General features: G+C 63.9%; 18 protein-coding genes and 1 pseudogene. 10 read left to right on the forward strand and 9 right to left on the reverse strand.

What is annotated here, in order from left to right:
- Positions 1-30 precede the first annotated feature (30 nt).
- The gene (locus B4L76_RS01595; RefSeq protein ID WP_296230012.1) at positions 31-1,404 is read right to left on the reverse strand and encodes a PLP-dependent aminotransferase family protein; all 1,374 of its coding nucleotides are present in this window, start codon (positions 1,402-1,404) and stop codon (positions 31-33) included.
- Positions 1,405-1,560: 156 nt separating this feature from the next.
- Between B4L76_RS01595 and B4L76_RS01600 the strand changes: the two genes are divergently transcribed.
- The gene (locus B4L76_RS01600; protein ID WP_296230014.1) at positions 1,561-2,781 is read left to right on the forward strand and encodes an MFS transporter; all 1,221 of its coding nucleotides are present in this window, start codon (positions 1,561-1,563) and stop codon (positions 2,779-2,781) included.
- On the opposite strand, the gene B4L76_RS01605 is transcribed toward B4L76_RS01600, so the two are convergent.
- Genes B4L76_RS01605 through B4L76_RS01620 form a run of 4 tightly spaced genes read right to left on the reverse strand, consistent with a single transcriptional unit; the run spans position 2,759 to position 4,422 of the window.
- Positions 2,759-2,956 carry an SEC-C metal-binding domain-containing protein gene (locus B4L76_RS01605; RefSeq protein ID WP_003258907.1) on the reverse strand — a complete coding sequence of 66 codons (198 nt, stop codon included), beginning with the start codon at positions 2,954-2,956 and terminating at the stop codon, positions 2,759-2,761. The two genes, B4L76_RS01600 and B4L76_RS01605, sit on opposite strands and share 23 nt — an antisense overlap.
- 7 nt (positions 2,957-2,963) lie before the next feature.
- Positions 2,964-3,446 carry an LEA type 2 family protein gene (locus B4L76_RS01610; RefSeq protein ID WP_296230017.1) on the reverse strand — a complete coding sequence of 161 codons (483 nt, stop codon included), beginning with the start codon at positions 3,444-3,446 and terminating at the stop codon, positions 2,964-2,966.
- Positions 3,447-3,448: 2 nt separating this feature from the next.
- Positions 3,449-3,925, reverse strand: coding sequence for a YchJ family protein (locus B4L76_RS01615; RefSeq protein ID WP_296230018.1), 477 nt, complete (start codon positions 3,923-3,925; stop codon positions 3,449-3,451).
- 2 nt (positions 3,926-3,927) lie between these two features.
- A complete protein-coding gene (locus B4L76_RS01620) occupies positions 3,928-4,422 on the reverse strand; it encodes a DUF6231 family protein (RefSeq protein WP_296230019.1) in 495 nt (164 codons plus the stop codon).
- Between the two features lie 161 nt (positions 4,423-4,583).
- On the opposite strand from B4L76_RS01620, the gene B4L76_RS01625 reads away from it, so the two are divergent.
- The 3 genes and pseudogenes from B4L76_RS01625 (at position 4,584) to B4L76_RS01635 (ending at position 5,890) form a co-directional block, all read left to right on the forward strand.
- Positions 4,584-5,276, forward strand: coding sequence for an OmpA family protein (locus B4L76_RS01625; protein WP_296230020.1), 693 nt, complete (start codon positions 4,584-4,586; stop codon positions 5,274-5,276).
- Positions 5,277-5,309: 33 nt separating this feature from the next.
- Positions 5,310-5,516, forward strand: a pseudogene (locus B4L76_RS01630) (OmpA family protein); the annotation flags it as partial.
- 98 nt (positions 5,517-5,614) lie between these two features.
- Positions 5,615-5,890, forward strand: a complete 276-nt coding sequence (locus B4L76_RS01635; RefSeq protein WP_296230021.1) for a DUF1145 domain-containing protein — start codon at positions 5,615-5,617, stop codon at positions 5,888-5,890.
- Positions 5,891-6,025: 135 nt separating this feature from the next.
- Here B4L76_RS01635 and B4L76_RS01640 read toward each other — a convergent pair whose 3' ends face one another.
- Entirely contained in the window at positions 6,026-6,490 is a 465-nt protein-coding gene (locus B4L76_RS01640) for a CopD family protein (protein ID WP_296230023.1), read from the reverse strand.
- 98 nt (positions 6,491-6,588) lie between these two features.
- Between B4L76_RS01640 and dinG the strand changes: the two genes are divergently transcribed.
- The 5 genes from dinG to pdxH all read left to right on the forward strand — a co-directional run bounded on the left by dinG (position 6,589) and on the right by pdxH (position 14,189).
- Complete coding sequence (gene dinG, locus B4L76_RS01645) at positions 6,589-8,733, forward strand: ATP-dependent DNA helicase DinG (RefSeq protein ID WP_296230024.1); 2,145 nt, start codon at positions 6,589-6,591, stop codon at positions 8,731-8,733.
- A 79-nt stretch (positions 8,734-8,812) separates the two neighbouring features.
- Entirely contained in the window at positions 8,813-11,047 is a 2,235-nt protein-coding gene (locus B4L76_RS01650; protein WP_296230025.1) for a beta-galactosidase, read from the forward strand.
- A gap of 247 nt (positions 11,048-11,294) precedes the next feature.
- Complete coding sequence (locus tag B4L76_RS01655; RefSeq protein WP_296230026.1) at positions 11,295-12,440, forward strand: serine hydrolase domain-containing protein; 1,146 nt, start codon at positions 11,295-11,297, stop codon at positions 12,438-12,440.
- Between the two features lie 99 nt (positions 12,441-12,539).
- Entirely contained in the window at positions 12,540-13,523 is a 984-nt protein-coding gene (locus B4L76_RS01660; protein ID WP_296230027.1) for an OmpA family protein, read from the forward strand.
- A gap of 18 nt (positions 13,524-13,541) precedes the next feature.
- Positions 13,542-14,189, forward strand: a complete 648-nt coding sequence (gene pdxH, locus B4L76_RS01665; protein ID WP_296230028.1) for a pyridoxamine 5'-phosphate oxidase — start codon at positions 13,542-13,544, stop codon at positions 14,187-14,189.
- 120 nt (positions 14,190-14,309) lie between these two features.
- Here pdxH and B4L76_RS01670 read toward each other — a convergent pair whose 3' ends face one another.
- Entirely contained in the window at positions 14,310-14,543 is a 234-nt protein-coding gene (locus B4L76_RS01670; RefSeq protein WP_296230029.1) for a hypothetical protein, read from the reverse strand.
- 147 nt (positions 14,544-14,690) lie between these two features.
- Between B4L76_RS01670 and B4L76_RS01675 the strand changes: the two genes are divergently transcribed.
- Positions 14,691-15,155 (forward strand): glycine zipper 2TM domain-containing protein, encoded by a 465-nt coding sequence (locus B4L76_RS01675; protein ID WP_144170910.1) that lies wholly within the window; start codon positions 14,691-14,693, stop codon positions 15,153-15,155.
- A gap of 67 nt (positions 15,156-15,222) precedes the next feature.
- Here B4L76_RS01675 and nhaA read toward each other — a convergent pair whose 3' ends face one another.
- Both nhaA and B4L76_RS01685 read right to left on the reverse strand, forming a co-directional pair.
- Positions 15,223-16,398, reverse strand: a complete 1,176-nt coding sequence (gene nhaA / locus B4L76_RS01680; protein ID WP_296230031.1) for a Na+/H+ antiporter NhaA — start codon at positions 16,396-16,398, stop codon at positions 15,223-15,225.
- A 248-nt stretch (positions 16,399-16,646) separates the two neighbouring features.
- Positions 16,647-18,254: an NAD(P)/FAD-dependent oxidoreductase gene (locus tag B4L76_RS01685; RefSeq protein WP_296230032.1), complete on the reverse strand. Its 1,608-nt coding sequence runs from the start codon at positions 18,252-18,254 to the stop codon at positions 16,647-16,649.
- Positions 18,255-18,259 lie beyond the last annotated feature (5 nt).

Below are 18,259 nucleotides of genomic sequence, written 5' to 3' on the forward strand. Positions count from 1 at the left end.
CGCAGGCGCCGTGCAAGGTCCCCGGGCGCTTTATTTGCCAGGGGCGGTTGAAACCTTGAAATGCAGGGCCACAGCGTCGGAAAAATGCGTGCAATTGATGCGCGCATGGCCTTGATAGGCCCGGCTGACGGCAAATGCCGAGCCTGGCATCAACATCACCTTGTGTTGCTCGAGGCGTTGCATGAAAGGTTGCAGGTCGGCCACGGCGGGGTGATAGACCCACAGGAACATGCCGCCCTGTGGCGTTACGTCGAACTGCCAGCCACGCGCCCGCAACAACTGCTGGGTTTGGGCCTGCTGCCGGATCAGGCGCTGCTGCAGGTCTTTCATGTGCCGGGCGTAGGTGCCATCGGAGAGGATGGTGTTGACGAAGCGTTCGCAGAACGCCGGCACGGCAACGCAGGTCAGCAGCTTCAGGCGCGTCAGGGGTTCGATCAGCGCAGCCGAACAGGCGATGTAGCCTACGCGCAGCGAAGCGGACAGGCACTTGGAGAAACTGCCGATGTAGATCACCCGCTCGAGGTTATCCAGTTCGGCAAGAGTCTGGCGTACGCCGGGACTGAAGTCGCCATACACGTCGTCCTCGACTATCAGGAAGTCGTGCTCGGTGGCCAGGCGCAGAATGTGGAAGGCAATGTGCGGGCTGATGTTGCCGCCGGTCGGGTTATGGAAGTTGCTGTTGCAGAAGAACGCCTTGACCTTGTGCCGGCCCAGGTGGGCTTCCATTTCCGCCACGTCCGGCCCGTCCTGGGTACGCCGCACGCCGAGCACATGGCCACCTGCCAGCTGGATCAGCTTGATCAGGTTGCCATTGCCGGGCTCGTCGACGAATACAGCGTCGCCTGGCTTGATCAGCAACCGCGCGACCAGGTCCAGCGCTTGCGTGGCACCCAACGTGGTCAGCAACTGGCTTGGCCGGGCCTCGATACGGGTCAGGCGCTGCAGGTGCATGCACAGTTGTCTGCGCATGGGCAAGTAGCCCTGGATGTCGCCATATTCCGCCAGCGAACTCTGCTCCAGCCGCGCGGTGCGGCGTATCGCCTTGGCCAGCAGCTCGGTGTCCCGCCAGGCCGGTGGCAGCCAGCCGCTGCCGAGCTTGGTGTAGCGCCGGTCACTTTGCAGCAGCGTGAACAATGGGTCGTCGGCCATGCTTGCCGGGGACTCGGCAGGGCCAGTCTCTGATGCACCTGGCTGCCGGCTGCCGCAGGCGACATAGTAGCCGCGGCCTGGGATGGCGCTCAGCACACCTTCGCTGACCAGCCTGGCATAGCTGGAGACGACATCGTGGTAACTGCAGTCGGCCGCCGCGCTCAGCTTGCGGATGGACGGCATGCGCTGGCCAGGCAGCCACTCACCGGCTTCGAGACGCTGTTTCAGTTGGTCATGCAGGTTGTTCGGGCGCATGGCGTGTCCGCCGACTGTTAGAAAAAACAGTCTAACAGTTAACCCAAAAGTGCGTCTGCTGTTTGCATCTCAGGGCCCGGCAGGTGCCACCATGCACCCGTCGGCGCCGTAGCAGGGTGCCGGATAAGCGACCGTCCACCTACCTGAGCACATGCCATGTCGAGCACACTTCCGCGGCGCACTTACCTGTATTTCACGGCGCAATCGATCAACCTGACGACTGCGGTCATGTCGGTGACCATGGCCGCCACTGTCGGGGCAGCGCTGGCGCCTGCCAGCACCTGGTCCACCGTGCCTTACGGCTTCCAGTTCCTGTGCATGATGCTGGCCACTTACCCGGTCTCCAGGCTGATGAGCCGTATCGGTCGCAAGCGGGCATTCATGCTGGGCTCGATACCGCTGGCTGTATCCGGTATCAGCGGTTACCTGGCCGTGCAGGAACAACACTTCGCGACGCTGGTGATCAGCCATTCGGCGCTGGGTATCTACATTGCGTTCGCCAACTTCAACCGCTTCGCCGCTACCGACGACCTGGCGCAACAGCTGAAGCCCAAAGCGCTTTCCCTGGTTGTGGCGGGCGGGGTGATCGCCGCCGTGGTCGGGCCGGCACTCACCCAATGGCTCCGCGACGTTGGCGGCTATCCACTGTTTGCGCTGTGTTACGCCGCCTTGCTTGGCCTCGCGGCAATGTCCTTGCTGGTCGCGGCCTGCCTGCCCGGCGATGCCGCACGGGCCAGCCTGGAGCAGGTGGAAAAACCGGCCGGCGCAAATGCCGCACCGCTCGGCCCGGTGCTGGCCCTGGCCATGGCAGTCGCCGCGCTGGGATACGGGATCATGAATCTGCTGATGATCCAGGCTTCCCTGCACATGGAACACATGCGGGAGGACTTCTCCGACGTGCGCCTGGCAATTCAGTGGCATGTGGTTGCCATGTTCGCACCCTCGTTCTTCACGGGCGCGATCATCCACAAGGTTGGGATCAGGGCGACCATCAGCGCCGGCCTGGGGCTGTTGATCGGCTGCGCGGCCATGAACCTGTGGTCGCACAGCTACGCCATGATGACCTTGTCGTTGATCGCCCTTGGCCTGGGCTGGAACCTGACCTACGTGGGCGGCGGGGCGTTGCTGGCGCAAGCGCTGCAGAACAGCCCGACAGCCATGCAGATGCAGGGAAAGAACGACCTGGCCATTGCCCTGTTCGCGACCGTTGGCGCTTTCAGCCCGTCGTTGTTGCTGGACACGGTCGGCTGGGACGCGACCAATGCCATCTGCATGGCACTGTGCATGGTGCTGCTCATGGCCGTCGGCTACGTACTGCGCGGCCCGGAGCCGGGGCGCGCAGCGGCAGTTCAGGTCAGGCGCCGTGGCACTTCTTGAACTTTTTCTGGCTACCGCACGGGCAGGGGTCGTTACGGCCAACGTCCTTCAGGGCGTTGCGTACTGGTTCCTGGTGGCCGTGGTTGCAGTGCGGGCCGTGGACGTGGCCATGATCGTGGTGGTGATCATGATCATGGTTGCAGTCAGGGCCATGGACGTGGGGTTGCTGGGACATTGCGGGGTTACTCCGGGTGATGATCGCCGGGGATTATCTCACCACTGCGCGACAAGTGCAGGTCCCGATGCAGGAGCAACCCGGTAGCCAGTTCACCCTGCAGGCTGTAATGCAGCGGCTGCCCGCTCTTGAGCAGCTTGGCCAAAGGTTTCAGGTGCTGCCACAGGTTGGTTCGCGCGGTGATCTTGAAAGTACGTCGGCCATGCCCGCCGACACTGCGCCACAGGCTGGCTTCATCCTGCACCAGCAGCAGGTCGTTGAGACGTATGGCGTACGACAGGTTGCGGATGAACAGACGGCTGTCATTGGGGTTGTCGACTTGCAGGTGCAGCACGAACTCCTGCTCCAGCAACCGGGCCTTCACCGTCTCGACCTCGACCAGGCGTACCTCGGGTTCGCGCCAATCGCCGCCACCCCAGCTGCTGCAACCCGCCAGCAGTGCCAGGCAGGCGAGCAGCGGGCCGAGCAGCAGGCGGACGCGGGCGATCATGGTCAGCTACCCACGTAGCTGGCGCAGCATTTCTTGAACTTCTGGCCACTGGCGCAGGGGCAGGGGTCATTGCGCCCGGCCTTGAGCCCGACCGTAGGGTCGATGAAGTACCAGCGCCCGGCATGCTGGACGAAGGCCGAGCGTTCGCGGTGCTGGTGATCGCCCTCCTGATCGTGCCAGCGTGCGGTGAAGGTCACAAAGGCATGCTCAGGCTGGCCACCCAACACTTCCGCCGTTTCGACCTCAAGGCCGAGCCAGGTGCTCTGGGCACTCCAGGCGGCCATGGCGGCACGGTCCAGGCCGGCTTGCTGGGCCGGTAGGGTGGTGGCCACCAGGTAGTCGACCAGGCCCAGCACATAGGCACTGTAGCGCGAGCGCATCAGCGCCTGGGCATCGGGCGCCGGGGTGCCGGCATGGTAGTGCCCGCAACAGGCGTCGAGCAGGTTGCCACTGCCGCAAGGGCAGACCGAGACACTCATCTTCACCACCAGTACTTGCCAAAGTTTTCAGGGTTGGCCCAGAACTTGGCGTTGAGCCAGTCCGGTACCTGCTTGTAGTCATGTAGATCATAGGTGAACAGGCTCAAGACCTGCTCGTCACGGCAGAATTTCTCGCTGGCCGACATGGCCAGGGCGAAAAAGTCGGTGTCCTGCCAGCCACAGGCTGCCAGGTCGGCCAGCACTGCAACCCGGCTGGCATTGAGATTGCGCACTCCGCCGAGCAGTTCCAGGCCCGTACGCTTGGGTAGATGCTCCAGGCAGTCCACCAGCAGCGCCAGGTCGAAGCGCTGGGCCGCGAGTTCGACCGGCAGCGGGCCAGGGGCTGCGGTGGCGATGGTCACCTGAGGGTGCGCCTGGGCGAAGGCGTCCAGCGCCGGAAAGCGCGTGCCCACCAGCAGCAGGCGTTGCGGGGTGAAGCGCTCGAGCAGGGCGGCCAGGGCCTGCTGCGGGGTGCGCTGGGAAAAGCGGTCGTTCATTGCAAGTCCTCTTCAAGTCGTCCAAGACTAGCGGGCCACAGCGTGTGGGCAAAGAGGCATGTGACCGCGTCGTGGCTTATTGTTGCTGGCAGGGATCGAATGCGCGGTCTTTACTCCGAGAGATCGGCCTTATGCCGATTCCCCCTAGGAGAAGCAATGAAATGAGCATAGTACGCACAGCGATACCCCTGGTCCTGCTCACCAGTGTGTTGACTGGTTGTGCAGGTTTGCAAAAGACCGACTGGCCGAAATGTGCCGCCGTCGGGGGTGTAAGCGGCGCCGCCCTGGGCGCTATCGAAAGTTCCAGCTGGGCTGGCTGGGGCGCATTGCTGGGCGGTGGCCTGGCGGCAGGCTACTGCTGGGCCCATGGCGATGGCGACGAGGATGGCGATGGCGTGCCGGACAGCCGCGACAAGTGCCCCGGCACCCCTCGCGGCGTGCAGGTGGACGCCAATGGTTGCCCGCCTGAGCCGGCGCCAGTGGTCGAGGAAGTGGTGGTGCAGAAGGAAGAAGTCATCGTCATCCGCGATGTGCACTTCGAATTCGATTCCGCGCGCCTGACCGCCAGCGACAAGGAGCGCCTCAATACCATTGCCACCCGCCTGAAACAGGAAGCACCGTCCGCCCGCCTGAGCGTCAGCGGCCATACCGATAGCGTCGGCTCCGACAACTACAACCAGAAACTGTCCGAGCGCCGCGCCCACTCGGTCACCGATTACCTGGTCCAGAGCGGCGTGCCGCGCAGCAGCTTCGTGTCGGTTGCGGGCGCCGGTGAAACCCAGCCGGTGGCAGACAACGCCACGGCCGAGGGGCGTGCCATGAACCGCCGTACCGAGATCAAGATCCAGCGGTAGGGCGGTATGCGCCCGTGCCTTGAGCAGTGGCACGGGCATACCGACAACGTAGGCTCCGACAGCTACAACCAGGCACTTTCCGAACGCCGCGGCGGCAGCGTGGCCGTTTACCTGATCAGCCAAGGGCTGGAGGCGGGCAAGGTCACCAGCCAGGGGCGCGGTGAGAGTGAGCCGCTCACCGACAACGAAAGCGAGCAGGGCCGCGCCCGCAACCGACGGGTGGAACTGCACCTCGACTGAGTGGTGCTGGCGCCTGTCTTGATATTGCGGTTAATGTTGGCCGCACGGTCCGCTCGGACGGGCCGGCTTGACATAACAACAATCCATGGGGGCGGGATATGAGGTTCATCCTGGGCTTGGGCAAGTTCCTGACTGTCGCTTTCTGGGGCGTGGTGCTGTTCAATCAGTTGATGCCGCAACCCTTGCCCTTCAATCTGCTGATCAACGCGGCCGGCATCACGTTGCTGGGCCTGCATCTGCTCGAAGTGCTGTTCTTCAATGGCAGCCTGCGCGGGCGCAGCCACCGCTGGTTCGATCGCCTGCAGATCCTGTTGACGGGTATCTTCCATGTCATGTCCATTCCCCGTGTGCAGGAGGCGCCGCGAAACGCGTAGTCTGGTGCTGGTTGCCTGGTGTACCGCACGAACTGATCCTGCAGCGCCTGTGAAGCCTCACCGTATTCCCTTGTAGGAGGGGCCTTGCGTCGCGATGGGCTGCGCAAGGCCGCTTCTGCAGGGTAGCGCAGAGTCTCAGATCATCAGCCGCGAACTGGCCACAGCTACCACCACCAGGCCTAGCAGCAGGTTGATCCCCACCATCCGCCGAATCCGCCCCAGCACTGCCGCACCCGCCGGCCAGTCCTCGACCTGCACCGCCGCCCTCAGTTCCGGCAGCAGCAACGCCTGGATGCGCATGAACAGGGCAAACATGGCGATGCCCCCGCCGATCATCACCTGCACATACTTCGGTGCAGTCTCGAAGCCGCTGAAGCGCATGTGCAACATGCCGATACCACTTATCGCCAAAATCGCCACCGCCAGCCAGACCCAAGCGAAGAAGCGTCGGAAAACTTCCACCCACAAGCGCAGCCGGGCAGGCCCTTCAAGGGCTGCAACCGTTGCCGGGCGTAATACCAGCCAGGCGAAAAACATGCCGCCCACCCACACCAGGGCGGCCAGGACATGCAATGTGTAGGGCAGGGCAAAGGCGAGCATCCGGATCTCCATGCGGCATAAAGGGCAATAGCGGGGTATGATAGCCGCCCCATGCGAAACACTGAAAATATATCCAGCCCGCCGGGCGCCTGCAGACCATGATCAGCAACGAACTCAAAGCCACCATCCAGGGCGCCTACACGCGTTTTCTCGAAGCCAAGAGCCTCAAACCACGCTATGGCCAGCGCCTGATGATCGCCGAAGTGGCCAAGGTGCTCGGCGACATCGCGTGCGATGACGAAGGCCGCCGTGCCGGCGAGCCTGCCGTGGTGGCAGTGGAGGCGGGCACCGGTACTGGCAAGACGGTGGCCTACAGCTTGGCTGCCATTCCGGCCGCCAAGGCCGCCGGCAAGCGCCTGGTGATCGCTACCGCCACCGTGGCGCTGCAGGAACAGATCGTCTTCAAGGACCTGCCCGACCTTATGCGCAGCAGCGGCCTGAACTTCAGCTTTGCCCTTGCCAAGGGACGGGGCCGCTACCTGTGTCTGTCCAAGCTCGACATCCTGCTGCAGGAGGGCCACGCTCAGTCGGCCACCGCCCAGCTGTTCGAGGAGGAAGGCTTCCACATCGAAGTCGACGAGCGCAGCCAGAAGCTGTTCAACAGCATGATCGAGAAGCTTGCCGGCAACCGCTGGGACGGTGACCGCGACAGCTGGCCCGAAGCCCTGGAAGACCAGGACTGGGCGCGACTGACCACCGACCACAGCCAGTGCACCGGCCGCCATTGTCCGAACTTCCAGCAGTGCGTTTTCTACAAGGCGCGCGAAGGCATGGGCAAGGTCGACGTGATCGTCACCAACCACGACATGGTCCTGGCCGACCTGGCGCTGGGCGGCGGTGCGGTGCTCCCCGACCCGCGCGACACCATGTATGTCTTCGATGAAGGCCACCACCTGCCAGACAAGGCCATCGGCCATTTCGCCCACTATTCACGCCTGCGCTCCACTGCCGACTGGCTGGAGCAGACCGCCAAGAACCTGACCAAGCTGCTGGCCCAGCACCCGCTGCCCGGCGACTTGGGCAAGTACATCGAGCAGGTGCCCGAGCTGGCGCGGGAAGTGCGTACCCAGCAGCAGTTCATGTTCACCCTGTGCGAGCAGGTCGCCGATTTCCGCCCCGGCGAGGACAACGAAGGCCGTGAGCGCCCGCGCTACCGTTTCGAAGGCGGTGTGGTGCCGGAGCAGATCCGCGAAGTGGGCATCGAGCTGAAAAAGGGCTTTGCCCGTCTCAACGACCTGTTCACCCGCCTGGCCGACCTGCTCAAGGAAGGCATGGACGGTGAGGTCAACATCGGCATCGCCAGCCACCAGGCTGAGGAGTGGTACCCGCTGTTCGGCAGCCTGGTAACCCGTGCCCAGGGCAACTGGGAGCTATGGACGGCCTTTACCGCCGAAGACCCGGAAGACAGCCCGCCCATGGCGCGCTGGCTGACCCTGGCCGAGAGCGGGGCACTGTTTGATATCGAGGTCAACGCCAGCCCCATCCTGGCCGCCGACATGCTTCGTCGTAGCCTGTGGAACGTTGCCCACGGCGCGTTGGTGACCTCAGCGACGCTGACCGCGCTGGGCAAGTTCGACCGCTTCCGCATGCGCTCGGGCTTGCCGCGTGACGCAGTCACCTGCGTGGTACCCAGCCCGTTCGTGCATGGCGATGCCGGCCTGCTGCGGGTACCCGACCTCAAGGCCGACCCGCGCGATGCAGCGGCGCATACCGCGGCAATCATCCGCGAATTGCCGAATATCGTGGAAGAGGCCCGTGGCGCGCTGGTGCTGTTCTCCTCACGCAAGCAGATGCAGGACGTTTTCGATGGGCTGGACCGTGACTGGCGCAAACTGGTGCTGATCCAGGGCAACCTGTCCAAGCAGGAAACCCTGAACAAGCACAAGGCGCGGGTCGACGACGGCCAGCACAGCGTACTGTTCGGCCTCGCCAGCTTTGCCGAAGGGGTCGACCTGCCGGGGGCGTATTGCGAACACGTGGTGATTGCCAAGATTCCCTTCGCCGTTCCCGACGACCCGGTCGAAGCAGCATTGGCGGAATGGATCGAGGCCCGCGGTGGCAACCCGTTCATGGAAATTGCCGTGCCCGATGCCTCGCTGCGGCTGATCCAGGCCTGCGGCCGTCTGCTGCGAACCGAACAGGATCGCGGCATTATCACCTTGCTTGATCGGCGCCTGGTCACCCAGCGCTACGGCAAGGCTATTCTCAATGCGCTGCCGCCGTTCCGGCGGGAGATTTCCTGACTGCCGGAGCAGTTGCTCCGGCGCGTTGTCCATTCCTCAGTCGTGGGCCATGAGGGCCCTGAAGGAGAGCCCAAGCCTTATGGCCAGCCGCACCCTGCCCGCCGTTCTCGCCCTGTTGTTCAGCTCACCCTTGCTGGCGGGGCAGCAGACGCTATTCAGCTTCGTGCGCCCGGCCTCGGTGGTCAATGTGCTGACCGAGGATGCCGGCCTGCCGCAGTACAATGCGGAGCAGACGGCTGAAGGCGAGGTATTGCGGCGTGTGGTGTTCAACCCGGCCCAGCGGCCGACGCTGCGCCTGAGCCCGCAAAGCGGAGTGTGGGACTGGTCCGCTGGGCAGTTCCTGACCATGCGCCTGCAAAGCGCAATGGATTGGGCGCTGACCCTGGACGTCACGGTGCAGGGCAGTGATGGCCGCACCTTGACCAGCCGCATCGACTTGCCGGCCGGCCCCGCCCAGACCGTGATGGTACCGTTGACGGCCAGCTCGCCGCTCAGCCAGGGCATGCGCGCCGGCCCACCGATGCCCTGGAACCATGATGGCCAGCGCCTGTTGCTGGCCAGCAGCGCCGGTGCTGTAGACCTCAAGCAAGTGGCCTCGGTCAGCTTGAGCATCCCCAGCCCCAAGGTGGCGCAAAGCTTGTTGATCGAGCGGGTGGGCATCCAGGATGACGACCGGGCTTACCAGGCGGCCTACCATGAGCTGATCGACGCCTATGGCCAGTCCACTCGTGGCAACTGGCCAGAAAAGGTTGTCAATGACGAACAGCTCAAGGCGGCTGACGCGCGCGAGCAGCAACAGCTCAAGGGCTGGCTGGCAGACCGTGGCAAGCAGCAACTGGATGTCTACGGTGGCTTGCTGGCCGGGCCGGCGTTCGAGGCCAAAGGCTTCTTCCGCACCGAAAAACGCAATGACCGCTGGTACCTGGTAACACCGGACGGGCACCCGTTCTACTCGTTGGGGGTGAATGCCGTCGCCGCCGATGGCGGGCGCACCTACATCACCGGGCGTGAGGGCATGTTCAAGGCGTTGCCGGGTACAGGTGATGCGCTGGCCGCCTTTTATGGCGAAGGCAACAACGACGACGGCAATGCCTCGTCGCAAGGGCGCAACTTCAAGCAGGGGCGCTGGTTCGACTTCTATGCTGCCAACCTGCAACGCACCTATGGCAAACCCTGCCCGTCCGCAACAGACGGGCAACCGGCCAATTGCCCACCGCTGGTGCTGGATGCCGCCCGTTGGCAGGGGCACGCGCTCGATCGCCTGCAAGCCTGGGGTTTCAACACGCTCGGCAACTGGAGCGAGCCGGCCCTGGGCCAGGCCAGGCGCATGCCGTACACCTTGCCGCTGTCGATCGTGGGCGACTACGCCAGCATCAGCACCGGCATGGACTGGTGGGGCCGCATGCCCGACCCGTTCGACCCGCGTTTTGCCATGGCCACCGAGCGTGCCGTGGCTATTGCCGCCCGCGATCACCGTGACGACCCATGGCTGATCGGCTATTTCGCCGACAATGAACTGGCGTGGGCCGCCCCTGGCAGTGACCCCAAGGCCCGTTACGGGCTGGCTTACGGCACGTTGCGCCTGACTACCGATGTGCCAGCCAAGCGCGCTTTCCTCAAGCAGCTGCGCGACAAGTATCGCAACCAGGAAGGCCTGTCCAGAGCCTGGGGTATCGAACTGACCGCCTGGGAACTGATGGAGGACCCAGGCTTCGAAGCACCGCTGCCGAACCCCGAGCACCCGGAGATCGAGCGCGACTACCAATATTTCCAGAAGGTATTTGCCGATACCTACTTCAAGACCATTGCCGACTCGCTGAGGTGGCATGCGCCGAATCACTTGCTACTGGGTGGCCGTTATGCCGTCAGCACGCCCGAGGCAATCAAGGCCTGCGCCGAATTCTGCGATGTGCTCAGCTTCAACTTCTATACCCTCAAGCCGCAGGATGGCTACGACTTCGCCAGCCTGGTCGAGCTGGACAAGCCGGTGCTGGTGTCCGAATTCCAGTTCGGCTCGCGTGATCGCGGCCCATTCTGGCCGGGGCCGCTGGAACTGGCGCGGGAAGAAGACCGTGGCCCGGCCTACGGCAATTTCCTCAAGGCGGCGCTGGCGCAGCCGATGATTGTCGGCGCGCACTGGTTCCAGTACCTCGATCAGCCGGCCAGCGGGCGGCTGCTCGACGGTGAAAACGGCCACCTCGGCCTGGTGGCAATCACCGATATGCCGTATCCGGGATTTGTCGAGGCCGTGCGCAAGAGCAACCTGCAGGCGATGGACAAGCTGCGCGCCGAGTTGGAAAAGCCTGCCCCATAGGTCGGCCAGGCCTGGGCAGTTGCGGCCATGGGTGGTGAAAGGGCCGCAAAGCGGTCCAGCCACTCTCCGCGCCAACGCTTCATCCCGGTGCTGCTACGCAGCCCATCGCGACACGAGGCCGCTCCTGCGGGGGCGTGGTGCGTTGCACCATTCGTCGCGACCACCCAGCCCAAGCCAGTTTGCAAAACGCCAAACTACTGAAACAATGCACACCATTTTTCGGAAATGGTCGTACGGAGAACAGCGGGTGCAGATCCAGGGTCACTATGAGCTGAAGTTCGAAGCGGTGCGTGAAGCCTTCGCTGCGCTGTTCGATGATCCCCAGGAGCGTGGCGCCGCGCTGTGCATCCGGGTCGGTGGCGAAACCGTTGTCGACCTGTGGGCCGGCAGTGCCGACAAGGATGGCCAGCAGGCCTGGCACAGCGACACCATCGCCAACCTGTTTTCCTGCACCAAGACCTTCACCGCTGTGACCGCCCTGCAGCTGGTCGGCGAGGGCAAGCTGGCCCTGGATGTTCCGGTGGCCAACTACTGGCCCGAGTTCGCCCAGGCTGGCAAACAGGCGATTACCCTGCGCCAACTGCTCAGCCACCGCGCCGGCCTGCCGGCCATCCGCGAGTTGCTGCCAGCCGAGGCCCTGTACGACTGGCAAACCATGGTCGATGCCCTCGCTGCCGAGACGCCCTGGTGGGTGCCTGGCACCGAGCATGGCTATGCCGCCATTACTTACGGCTGGCTGATCGGCGAGCTGATCCGTCGTGCCGACGGCCGTGGCCCTGGTGACTCGATCGTGGCCCGTACCGCGCGCCCGCTGGGGCTGGATTTCCATGTCGGGCTGGCGGACGAGGAGTTCCACCGCGTGGCGCATATCGCCCGTGGCAAGGGCAACCCCGGGGATGCAGCGGCGCAGCGCCTGCTGCAGGTCACCATGCGTGAGCCCGAGGCGCTGTCGACACGTGCCTTTACCAACCCACCGGCGATCCTGACCAGCACCAACAAGCCGGAATGGCGGCGCATGCAACAGCCGGCGGCCAATGGCCATGGCAACGCGCGCAGCCTGGCGGGCTTCTATGCCGGGCTGCTGGATGGCAGCCTGCTCGAATCCGAACTGCTCGATGAACTGACCCGCGAACACAGCCTCGGCCAGGACCGCACCTTGCTCACCCAGACCCGTTTCGGCCTGGGCTGCATGCTCGACCAGCCCCAGGTGGCCAATGCCACCTTTGGTCTCGGCGCTCGTGCCTTCGGCCACCCTGGCGCCGGCGGTTCGGTCGGTTTCGCCGACCCGGAGCACGACGTGGCCTTCGGCTTCGTGGTCAATACCCTTGGCCCTTACGTGCTGATGGACCCGCGAGCCCAGCATCTGGTGCGTGTACTTGCAAGTTGCCTTTGATCGGGTAATGCGGGTGTTGCCTCATGCCTTTGACTATCCTCAATGCCAACGCCTGAAGTGTGTAGGCAAAATTTCTTTCTATTTCATGGTGTATCGCTGATGTCTTCACATAAAACCTTAGCACTCGCCCTGTGCCTGACCGCCGTTACCGGCTGCGCCAGTCACTCCCAGGACGCCTCGAAGGACAGCGGCTCGAGCTGGTGGCCCTTCGGTTCGGACAAGGTTGCCGAGCAGGAAGTGAAGCAAGCCGTGACTGAAGACGTCGCCAAGGCCGACGCCAAGTCCGAAAGTGCCAGCCGTTGGTGGTGGCCATTCGGTGCTGAAGAGAAGCAGACCAAGGGCCCGGTAGTACCGAAGATCGACGAGAAGGCCACCCAGGCCTGGCTCGACGAATACGAGCCCAAGCTGCGGGAAGCGATCAAGGGCAGCAAGCTGGAGCTCGAGCGTCGTGACAACGTGCTGGCCGTGACCATTCCGGTGGACGGCTCGTACAACCCTGACCGCCCGAACATGCTGCTGCCGATGACACTGGGCCCGATTACCCGCGTGGCCAAGACCGTCGAAGGCGACGCCAAGACCGCCGTTCTGGTGCTCGGCCATGCCGACAGCAGCGGTGTCGCTGCCGCCAACCAGAAGCTCAGCCTGGAGCGCGCCGCTTCGGTGTCGGCGATCTTCCGCCTCAGCGGCCTGCAGCGTGACCGCCTGAACCTCAAGGGCATGGGTTCGGTCATGCCGCGCGCCGCCAACGACAGTGCCGAGGGCCGCGCCTTGAACCGCCGTGTGGAAATGCTGCTGACCCCGCAGAACACCATGGTTGCCCTGTTGGCCAAGTACCAGCAGGCGGCGCCGGCCCCGGTACCCGCGTCGATGGTGGCGGTGCAGGATACCAAGGCGCCAGCCGCCAAGGCTGCTGACAGCAAGCCGGCGGCCAAGGCTGCGGCGAAGAAGCCTGTAGCCAAGGCCAAGGCCAAGACGCCAGCCAAGACCACCGCCAAGAAAAAGGCCGCGGCAACCAAGCCTGCGGCGAAGAAAGCTACCGCTGACAAGAAAGTAGCTGTCAACAGCCCTGCGAAGACCAACTGATCGTCAAGGAACGCAGCAATGACCCAATCCCTGGCTGATATGCGCCGCGACTACACCCGTGATGGCCTGGCCGAAGCCCAGGCCCCGGGGGAGCCGTTCGCCCTGTTCCACCAGTGGTTCGCCGATGCGGTGAAAACCGAGCAGGCCCCGGTGGAAGCCAATGCCATGACCCTGGCCACCGTCGATGCCGACGGCCGCCCCCATTGCCGCGTGTTGCTGCTCAAGGGGCTCGATGAGCGTGGTTTCACCTTCTTTACCAACTACGACAGCGCCAAGGGCCAGCAATTGTTGGCAAACCCCTACGCCGCCATGACCTTCTTCTGGCCGGCGTTGGAACGTCAGGTGCGCATCGAAGGGCGGGTGGAAAAGGTCACAGCCGAGGAATCGGACGCCTACTACCAGGTACGCCCTCTGGGTAGCCGCCTGGGGGCCTGGGCTTCGCCGCAGAGCCGGGTGATTGCCGGGCGTGAGGAACTGGAAGGTCTGGTCAAGGCTACCGAGGCACGCTTCTCCGACACCCAGCCGCATTGCCCGGAACACTGGGGTGGCTACCGCTTGCTGCCTGGGCGAATCGAGTTCTGGCAGGGCCGGGCCAGCCGGTTGCATGACCGGCTGAACTACCGGCTGGTTGATGGGCAATGGCTGCGCGAGCGCCTGGCACCCTGACATTCCGGGGCCGCCTTGCGGCCTTTCAGGCCACCGGCCGGTATCGCCTCCCTTACTGTTCCCTGCAGGGGCGGCCTTGTGCGGCCATGGGCTGCGCAGCAGCCCCGCCAATCAATCAGGCTACCCCGTATACTCCGCCGCCTCGCGCTGCAGCCACACCGCCAACTGCTTGCGCCCAACCTTCTCGCTCCGTGCCTGTTCCAGCTTTTGCAGCATGTACGCCCGCTTGCCAGGGTCCGCCCCGGCCAGCGACAACGCCAGGTCACGCTCTATCCAGCGGCGCATGCGCACATACAACCATCCGTGGAAATACAACCCTGCAAGGGTGGTGACCACGACGATGAAGTAATCCATGGCTATCCTTGGTCTCACTTGAAAAGGCATTGGCACAGCCACGCTGGCTGTACCTCGGCTGAATAAAAACAATTTTATTGCGCTTGTACCGTGACAGTCGTCAACGTGCAGCGTCTAATGAGCACCTGACTTATGGAGACATTACCCATGCGTAAATCCGCTTTGCTGGTGGCGACCTTCACCACCATGTCGTTGTTGCTGGGTGGCTGTGCCTCTAGCCTGACCGGTGACAGCTACTCCCGTGATGAGGCCCGCCGCGTGCAGACCGTGCGTATGGGCACCATCGAATCCCTGCGCCCGGTCAAGATCGAGGGTACCAAAACCCCGATCGGCGGTGGTGCTGGCGCCATCGTTGGTGGCGTGGCCGGTAGTGCCGTGGGTGGTGGCCGTGGCAGCATCGTCGCCGCCGTGATCGGTGCCGTAGCCGGTGGCCTGGCCGGTTCTGCAGCCGAAGAAGGCCTGACCCGCACCCAGGGCGTGGAAATCACCGTACGTGAGGACGACGGCAGCATGCGTGCCTATGTCCAGGCCGTGCAGGAGAACGAAATCTTCCGCGTTGGCGACCGCGTGCGCATCATGACTGTCGACGGTACCAGCCGCGTCACGCACTGATTTCGCGCAGCAACGAAAACCCCGACATGGCTGCACGCCAGTCGGGGTTTTTCATGTAGTGGCCAGGTCAGCCTGCGCTGGGCTTGCGGCTGGCCATGGCGGTTACGGCGTAGCCGAGAACAGCAGCAAGGAACGAACCGGTAAGAATACCCATGCGGTCCATTCCGGCGTATTCACTGCTGCCTGGCACGAAGGCCAGGGAACCAACGAACAGGCTCATGGTGAAGCCGATGCCGCACAGGATCGCCACGCCCAGCAACTGCCCCCAACCGGCGCCTGCTGGCAACGTAGCCAGGCGCAGTTTGACGGCGACCCAGGTCAGGCCGAAGACCCCGACGGTCTTGCCCAGCAGCAACCCGACGGCAATGCCCAGCGGCACCGGGTGGGTGAAGCTGTCTACGGTCATGCCAGCCAGCGAAACACCGGCATTGGCAAAGGCGAACAATGGCAGGATGGCATAGGCGACCCACGGGTGCAGGGCATGTTCCAGAGCGTGCGATGGCGAGCGTTCGCCATGGCCAGTGCGCAGCGGGATGCACAGCGCCAGGGCAACGCCAGCCAGCGTGGCGTGCACGCCGCTCTTGAGCACGCAGACCCACAGGACCAGACCCACGATCATGTAAGGCCCCAGCTTGACCACGCCAAGCCGGTTCATCGCCACCAATACCACCAGGCACGCCGCTGCCAGCAGCAGCGACACGCTCGACAGGGTGCCCGAATAGAACAGCGCGATAACGATGATCGCACCCAGGTCATCGATGATTGCCAAGGTCATCAGGAACAGTTTCAGCGATACCGGCACGCGCTTGCCCAGCAGGGCCAGCACACCAAGAGCGAAGGCGATGTCGGTAGCGGTGGGGATTGCCCAGCCGGCCACTGCTGGCGGGTTATCACGGTTGATGAACCAGTAGATCAATGCCGGTACCACCATGCCGCCCACGGCGGCGGTAGCCGGCAGGATCACCTGGGACGGTCTGGACAGGTGGCCGTCGACCACTTCGCGCTTGACCTCCAGGCCAATGAGCAGGAAGAACAGCGCCATCAGGCCGTCGTTGATCCACAACAGCAGCGGCTTGGCGATCTGCAAAGCGCCGACCTGAACGGCGACGGGCACGTCGAGCAGGCCGCTGTACAGGTAGGACAGCGGCGAGTTGTTGATGATCAGGGCCAGTACGGCCGCGGCGATCAGCAGCAGGCCGCTGGCGGCTTCGAGCTGCAGGAAACGGGTTAACAGGCTACGCACGGGCTATGGGCTCTCCATGGGCAGTTACGGATGGAACGGGCGTACACCCTAGCCTGTGAAGATATGCTTTCAAACAAAAACTATATTCTTTTTTGTTATATGTTGTTGCTGGGCTGGGCTGGAGGAAGCCTAGATGCAGAATGGGAAAGATGGAGTAGGGGAAATCTGATGGTTTTCGGATTTCTCTGGCGTTTATGAGGGCGTTTTCGCGGTTTGCCTGAGAAAACGCCCTCGTAGGCCGGGAGTGGTCAGAGGCCGAGCATATCCCGCGCCACCGCCTCGGCAATGCGAATACCATCGACACCTGCCGACAGGATCCCACCCGCATACCCGGCCCCTTCACCCGCCGGGAACAGACCCTTGAGGTTCAGGCTCTGGAAGTCATCACCGCGAGTGATGCGCAACGGCGACGAGGTGCGTGTCTCGATCCCGGTCAACACCGCATCGTGCAGGTTGTAGCCCTTGATCTGCCGGTCGAATGCCGGCAATGCCTCGCGGATCGCTTCGATGGCGAAGGCCGGCAGGCTCGGCGCCAGGTCGCCCAGGGTCACGCCCGGCTTGTAGGATGGCTCGACACTGCCCAGCGCAGTCGATGGCCGGCCGGCGACGAAGTCACCCACCAGTTGCGCCGGGGCCTGATAGTTGCTGCCGCCCATCACATAGGCGTGGGCTTCCAGGCGCTCCTGCAGCTCGATGCCGGCCAGCGGGCCGCCGGGGTAGTCGCGCTCAGGGTCGATACCAACGACGATCCCGGAGTTGGCGTTGCGCTCGTTACGCGAGTACTGGCTCATGCCGTTGGTCACCACCCGGCCTGGCTCGCTGGTGGCAGCGACCACGGTGCCACCTGGGCACATGCAGAAGCTGTACACCGAGCGGCCATTGCTGGCGTGATAGACCAACTTGTAATCGGCGGCGCCGAGTTTCGGGTGACCGGCGTATTTGCCCAGGCGCGCCTTGTCGATCAGCGTTTGCGGGTGCTCGATACGGAAGCCCACCGAAAACGGCTTGGCTTCCATGTACACGCCCTTGGCGTGCAGCATGCGGAAGGTATCGCGGGCACTGTGACCCAGGGCCAGCACCACGTGGCGTGAGTGCAACTGCTCGCCGCTTTCCAGCACCACGCCGGTCAGTTGGCCATCTTCGATCAGCAGGTCGGTGACCTTCTGCTGAAAGCGTACTTCAGCGCCCAGGGCGATCATGTCCTGGCGCATCTGCTCGACCATGCCGGTCAGGCGGAAGGTGCCGATGTGCGGCTTGTTGATGTACAGGATTTCGTCCGGCGCACCGGCCTTGACGAATTCTTCCAGCACTTTGCGGCCGTGGTGTTGCGGGTCCTTGATCTGGCTGTACAGCTTGCCATCGGAGAAGGTGCCGGCGCCGCCTTCGCCGAACTGCACGTTGGACTCGGGGTTGAGCACGCTCTTGCGCCACAGGCCCCAGGTGTCCTTGGTGCGTTGGCGCACTTCCTTGCCGCGTTCGAGGATGATCGGCTTGAAGCCCATCTGGGCCAGCAGCAGGCCGGCGAAGATGCCGCATGGGCCGAAGCCGACCACGATCGGGCGCTCCTGCAGGTTGGCCGGGGCCTGGCCGACGAACTTGTAGGTCACGTCAGGCGCCGGGCCAATGTTGCGATCGTCGGCGAACTTGTTGAGCAGTTCGGCTTCGTTGCTGGCTTCCAGGTCGATGGTGTAGATGAACAGCAGTTCGCTGTTCTTCTTGCGCGCATCGTAGCTGCGCTTGAACAGGTTGAAGCTGAGCAGTTGCTCGTCGCGGATGCCCAGGCGCTGGACGATGGCTTCACGCAGGGCTTCGTCGGGATGGTCCAGGGGCAGCTTCAGTTCGGTGATTCGTAGCATGGCAG

It is taken from the genome of Pseudomonas sp. UBA4617, assembly GCF_002386445.1.
Lineage (GTDB): Bacteria > Pseudomonadota > Gammaproteobacteria > Pseudomonadales > Pseudomonadaceae > Aquipseudomonas.